Source organism: Colwellia sp. MEBiC06753, from assembly GCF_053470325.1.
Genome location: NZ_JBQMTM010000025.1, coordinates 58535 through 64831 on the forward strand (window position 1 = coordinate 58535; position 6297 = coordinate 64831).

At 43.5% G+C, this 6297-nt stretch carries 6 protein-coding genes and 1 pseudogene; 6 read left to right on the forward strand and 1 reads right to left on the reverse strand.

Annotation, left to right across the window (positions count from 1 at the left end):
- Positions 1–80: 80 nt before the first annotated feature.
- The 6 genes and pseudogenes from ACOB82_RS16425 (at position 81) to ACOB82_RS16450 (ending at position 6072) form a co-directional block, all read left to right on the forward strand.
- Positions 81–1235 (forward strand): hypothetical protein, encoded by a 1155-nt coding sequence (locus ACOB82_RS16425; RefSeq protein ID WP_448214074.1) that lies wholly within the window; start codon positions 81–83, stop codon positions 1233–1235.
- A 90-nt stretch (positions 1236–1325) separates the two neighbouring features.
- A complete protein-coding gene (locus ACOB82_RS16430; protein WP_448214075.1) occupies positions 1326–1778 on the forward strand; it encodes a MaoC family dehydratase in 453 nt (150 codons plus the stop codon).
- An 80-nt stretch (positions 1779–1858) separates the two neighbouring features.
- On the forward strand, positions 1859–3070 hold the full coding sequence (locus tag ACOB82_RS16435) for a CaiB/BaiF CoA transferase family protein (protein ID WP_448214076.1): 1212 nt from the start codon (positions 1859–1861) through the stop codon (positions 3068–3070).
- A gap of 74 nt (positions 3071–3144) precedes the next feature.
- Entirely contained in the window at positions 3145–3921 is a 777-nt protein-coding gene (locus ACOB82_RS16440) for an enoyl-CoA hydratase-related protein (RefSeq protein WP_448214077.1), read from the forward strand.
- Between the two features lie 69 nt (positions 3922–3990).
- Positions 3991–5271: a serine hydrolase domain-containing protein gene (locus ACOB82_RS16445; RefSeq protein ID WP_448214078.1), complete on the forward strand. Its 1281-nt coding sequence runs from the start codon at positions 3991–3993 to the stop codon at positions 5269–5271.
- 45 nt (positions 5272–5316) lie between these two features.
- Positions 5317–6072, forward strand: a pseudogene (locus ACOB82_RS16450) (enoyl-CoA hydratase/isomerase family protein).
- A 57-nt stretch (positions 6073–6129) separates the two neighbouring features.
- On the opposite strand, the gene ACOB82_RS16455 reads toward ACOB82_RS16450, so the two are convergent.
- Positions 6130–6297, reverse strand: a 168-nt coding sequence (locus tag ACOB82_RS16455) for a transposase (protein WP_448214081.1), incomplete at its 5' end; no start/stop codon positions are given.

Consider the following 6297-nt stretch of genomic DNA (forward strand, 5'->3'; position numbering starts at 1 on the left):
ATTCAATTGTTAGATTAAAAATTTTCAACTATTGAATTTAAATTACAACACAGCAACAAGTTAAGAATTGGGGGATTTCCATGGCAGATAGAGCAAAAGCGTTAAATTTTTTATGTCAGCGCGTTTTAAGTACTCGTGAGCAAATTGGTAATGAGTGGGCACATAATGCTGATCCAGATACAGGCAAGTGGAATACGGTTGAAACGGGTGACTGGGTAGACGGTCACTGGATTGATATGCTTCGTATGGCAGGTGAATTACTTGAAATGCCTGAATTAATTGAAGAAGCATTTGCCCGTACCGAGCAAATTCGTCACAAACTAGAATTAGACGATATGTTCCGAGGCCATCGTTTTGGTTATTCAGCAGCTCGTTTATATGCCGCTACAGGCAATGAAAACATGCGCACTCTGGCATTAGCTGCGGCTTGGGCAATGCGTTCAAGCGCCAACAAAGGCAATGGTGCAATGCCAGTAGGTAAAGAGTGTCAGGTATTAGGCGCTGTAGAATACGCCGACGACCTAGTGAAAGGTGCTTTATCACGTAATACGGTTTGTGTGGATAACGTTCACCCTGCCCTGATTTTAGATTGGTGGGCATGGAAAGAAACCGGCGATAATACTTTCTTAGTGGGCGCAGAGAAAATGCATAAAGTGTTAGAAGAACACTTTATTCGTGAAGATGGCTCTACTCATGAAAACATTATGTTTAACTGGGAAACTGGCGAAAAAATCATGGAGATACCAACGCTATTAGGTTACTCAGATGATTCATGCTGGACTCGCGGTCAATCTTGGGCGATTGCAGGTAGCTTATGGGCTTACGAACACACGCGCAACAAACATTACTTAGAAACTGCAGGCAAATTATTCGACTACTGGTGGAATAAAGTGGGTGCTGAAGTACCTAAGTGGGATTTTGACGATCCACGTGACGATGCACCACTAGATACATCTTCATCAACCATTGTTATTTCTGCTTTAGCTCGCCTAGCGGTATTAGATGATTTAGACCCAGAAGCACAACGTTTTGTTGACCGTCTTGACCCTATGTTAGACAACGTACTTAAGCATTTAACGCCAATCAATGACAACGATAATCGCCCTGTAGGTATGTTAGTAAACGGTTGTATGAATGGCGTAAAAGGCATAGCCGATCGTCACGAATTAATCTGGGGCGATTTCTACCTAATGGAAGCTTTGTACTGCTTAGAAAAAGGCGGCTTAGCCAGCTAGAACTAGCGATCTTAGCACTCATATCCCAGAGAGGTATTTAACTCTCTGGGCATTTACTTCCATATGTATAATCAATTCAAAGAGAGTCCCATGAGTTTACCTGAATATTTTGAAGATTTTGAAATTGGCTCGTTTCGCATGAGCCCAGCTAGAACGGTAACCGAGACTGATATCGTGTTCCATGCAGGTCACTCAGGTGATTTTATGCCACACCACATTGACGCTGAGTTTTGTAAAACCCAACCGTTCAAAAAGCCTATCGCTCACGGCACTATGACTTTTGCCTTTGCTATTGGATTGTCGGTGTCAGGTCAGCCTATTAACCCAAATGGCATGTCGTATGGCTATAACAAAATTCGTTACCCTAAACCTGTGTTTGCTGGCGATACCATTAAAGTCAAAATTACCGTGCAATCAAAAGAAGACCATCCCAAGTTGGCTGGTCATGGCACCGTCGTTGAGGTGAAAGAAGTACTAAACCAGCACGACGAAGTAGTAATGTACGCTGAGCACGTCATTATTGTGAAAAAACGCAACGCCTAAAAAGCTAAGGCTTGCCTAACCATTTGATCACGCTTGCCAGAAAACGATAAACAAGCGTGATGAATACTAAGGAATTTATTATGTCTAACTTACTTGAAGGCATCAAAGTTATTGAGCTTTGTTCAATGGCCGCAGGCCCATCGGCGGGCGTTATCTTGTCTGACTTTGGCGCTGATGTGATTAAAATCGAACCATTAACTGGCGATCCTTGGCGTTATGGCCATTTAATTCCACCAATGCCAGCCAGTGAGGTGGACTACTGTAATTTATTTGCTAATCGCAATAAAAAGTCGGTAGCACTGGACATGAAAAACGAAGACGCCCGCAACGCCTTTTATAAATTAGTTGAGTCGGCTGATATCCTCACCTCTAACTGTTTGCCGTACGTTGCCAAAAGCCTAGACGTAGAATACGAAAAAATTAAGCAAATTAATCCACGCATTGTTTATGCCCAAATGACTGGATATGGTGAATGCGGCCCTGAAGCCAATGCACCAGGCTTCGATGCCACCTCATTCTATTCCCGTTCAGGCTTGCAAGAAGCGTTAAGAGCCAAAAACGGCCAGCCTGTCCCAATTCCTGTGGGCATGGGGGATATGTCTACAGCAACCGCGTTCTTTGCTGCGATTATGTCAGGACTTTATCAAAGAGAAAGAACCGGCGAAGGCTGCAAAGTGAGCACATCACTGTTAGAAAATGGCGTGTGGTCAAATGGTATTTCCATACAGGCAGAGCTAGTTGGCGCGAAAACCATGCCTAAATTTGCTAATAACGAATGGCCACAACCGACACTGAATGCCATTTATCAGTCAAAAGATGATCGCTTTATCGTTATATCACATATGAACGATGCCGCGTTAGATGGCATGTATAAAATCATTGGTGCACCTCATTTAGTTGGTGATGTGCGTTTTAAAGATAAAGTGTCGCGCTTTAAAAATAGCCAAGTGCTGTTAAAAGAAATCCAAGGCGCACTGATCAACTACAATCTTGATGAAATTGTTGAACTGTTGACCAAAGCGCGCATCAGTCACTCTATTGTCAAGCACAACAATGAACTGCCGGATGATCCACAAGCCAACGCCATTGGCTTATGGCAAGACGTTGAAGGCATGCCAGGCATTCGTACAGTTGCCAGTCCAATCAATATTGAAGGCATTGAAAAGGTAAAACCTAAGCCAGGACCGAAAGCCGTTGGCAGAGATACCATCGCTGAACTTAAGCGCATAGGCATTACTGATGAGCAAATTCAAGCAATGGTAGACTCCAAAGCCATTGGTATAGGTAAGTAGCAAATAATGCTAAGGCGCTTTTACAGCGCCTTTTTTGCACGAAAAATTAACTATAACAGATAGAGAGAAAACCCATGTCTGATTACCAATTTATTTTAACCGAAGTTATCAACCACGTTGGGGTTATCACCCTAAATCGCCCTCAGCAAATGAACGCCATTAATCAAGTGGTCAGTCAGGAAATTGTCAGTGCCCTTCGCACATTCGATAACGACGACAAAATTGGCTGTATAATCATCACCGGCAATGATAAGTGTTTTGCCGCGGGGGCAGATTTAAAGCAAATTGCCAACATTGATTTTGCTGAAGCTTACCGAAGTGATTTTGCTGGCATTGTCAATAAAATGACCGATATTCGTAAGCCTATAATTGCAGCCGTTTCTGGTATTGCCTTTGGTGCTGGTACTGAGATCGCGTTAATGTGCGATATGATCATTGCCACCGAAAACGCTCAATTTGCCCTGCCTGAAGTCACTTTAGGGGTGATCCCCGGTGCTGGCGGCCCTGCCCGTTTAGCGCGAGCAGTCGGCAAAGCCAAAGCCATGTACTACATTCTCACTGGCAAACCTTTTACTGCACAAGAAGCCGAGGCAATGGGCATTACCACCATGACCGTAGCCAATGGTAGCCATGTTGAAGAAGCAATTAAGGTCGCTACCGCCATTGCCAACAACCCACGATTAGCGGTACTTGCCGGTAAAGAAGCGGTTAATCAACAATCTGAAACACCACTGATCTCAGGATTAAAACACGAGCGTGGATTATTCTACAGTTTATTTGGTACCGCCGATCAGCGTGAAGGTATGACCGCCTTTGCTGAAAAGCGCAAACCTAAATTTCAACAGTATTAATGATTTAGGGTTAGCTGAAATATCAAAACTAAATAATGCACAAATTCTATAACGAGAGAGAAATAAAGAATGAGAAAAAAAATTACGCCTATCGTTGTGACGTTATTGGCGAGCATGTCATTAACAACGCAAGCGGTTGATTTAAAAAAACACCTTGAGGGTTATTCACTTAGCGAAAACCAGTCTTATGCCAATGCGGTTGGCTATAACAAAGAATTGCTTGGTGGCGGCGATACAACCTTATGGTGGTCGCAAAATATTTCTCGCACTATGTTAACCGCGGTGCTCCCTAATCGCCTAACAGCCAATGAATTCAAAGATGATTCAGTAAACTGGGCAGAGAAATTATCACAAGTCAGCGCCAATACGATTTTAGGTGAAATGACATTAAGTGAAGTACTCAAAGATCCACGCGCAGCAGCCAAGGCAATTATTGTTTTGCGTGAAGGTAAAATCGTATTTGAAGCCTACCCTGGTATGAAGCCAACTGACAATCACCTATGGGCGTCAGTTGCCAAACCGACGGCATCTTTGCTGATTGAGCAATTAATTGATGAGGGCAAAATAAAAGAAAATGACAAAGTCGAGAAATATCTCACTGACTTTGCTGGCACAGCATTAGGCAACACCACAGTATTGCAACTTTTAGATATGGTACCGGGTACAGACACCCACGATAGCCCAAAAACTCGTGTAGATCCTAACTCAACTGCCACTCGTTATTATCTTGCCGAGTTCAATGAAGCGTACCAAGGAAAACAAGAAACCGTTCGCGAGATACTTAAGCAAGCTAAACGTACCGGCCCTGCTGGTGAAAAGTTTGAATACAGCTCAGGAATAACACAAATGTTAGTGTTCTTAGCAGAAGCTGTTACCAACAAGACATGGCCTGATGCCTTTGATGAGCGTGTGTGGTCACATGTCCGTGCTGATAGTGCACTGCAGGTACATTTAGCCCCCGACGGCATGGCCATGGCCCATGGTATTGTTTCTTCGCGCTTAAGAGATTTAGCGCGTTATGGCCTGTTATACACCCAATATTGGCCGTTAGTGGCGGATAAACAAGTAGTTTCCGATGAAGCGTTAGCTCGTATTGCTAACTTGCAACACCCTGAAAGCTACTTAAACGGTGACGGCAAGCGTTTTCGTAAAGGGTTAGTTGAATTATCGCAAGGGCAATCTCGCCAATGGGATGCAGTATATGCTGATGGCGGCATATTTAAAGGGGGTATGTTTGGCCAAGGGTTATATGTTGAGCCAGAAAACGGCGTGGTCATTGCCTTTTATTCAACTGTACCAAAGTCACCACTCTACCAATTTGTTAGGCCACTGGCGAAAGCGTTAAAGTAACAATATAAGGTTAATTTTATAGCCCACTATGGTTAAAGGCTAATGATGAAAAAAGTAATTATTGAAAAGTCAGACGGCATCATTCACGTTAAGATCAACAGACCTGATGTAATGAATGCTTGCGATGGCGAAACCTATAATGCTATTGCCGATGCTTGGGATGAGTTGGAAAATGATCCTAAATTAAGAGTGGGCATAATCAGTGGTGAAGGTCGATCATTCTGCGTTGGCACGGATATTAAATGGGTTAAATCTCCGGATGCCGAAGGATTTGTCGATAGGCTCTACCCGCGACTATTAACCTTAACTAAGCCAGTAATTGCCGCCGTTCACGGCCACTGTAATGGCGGCGGATTAGAGCAGGCAATGTGAGCGGATATCAGAGTGTCGGCTGATAATGCCCATTATGGTTTTGGCGAAGTTCGCCTTGGTTGGATACCTGGTGGACATGGCACGCAACGACTACCGCGATTGATTCCTTTAGGGAGTGCCCTAGAGCTACTTTACACAGGTAATCGTATTGATGCTATTGAGGCGCATCGCTTAGGATTAGTTAACCATGTGGTGCCACAAGAAGAACTATTAGCTAAGTGTCAGCAAATAGCAGCAGACATCGTTAAAGGTGCACCACTTGCCGTACAAAAAATGAAACAAGCGGTTATGGAAGGCTTGCATATGCCGCTAACAGAAGCAGTGCAGCTAGAGAGCAAATATTTTCACTGGTTGATGCAAACGGAAGATGCCAAAGAAGGCGCAATGGCATTTGCCGAAAAACGTGCACCAAACTGGCAAGCAAAGTAAGGTATAGTAGTAATATTTAATAGCATTTAGCTAATTAACCTGAGATCTGTATAAGAACTAAAGCCGAGTCACTTTGATGCTCGGCTTTTTCGCTTTAGATGTATAGGCAATTAGCCCTGCCATTAGATTTACCATAAACGAAATACAGCTACGATGCCTTGTGTGATCAATCTGAGCAATATTCTTAAGCTGATCAAAAACGGTTTCGATGATGAAACGTTTCGA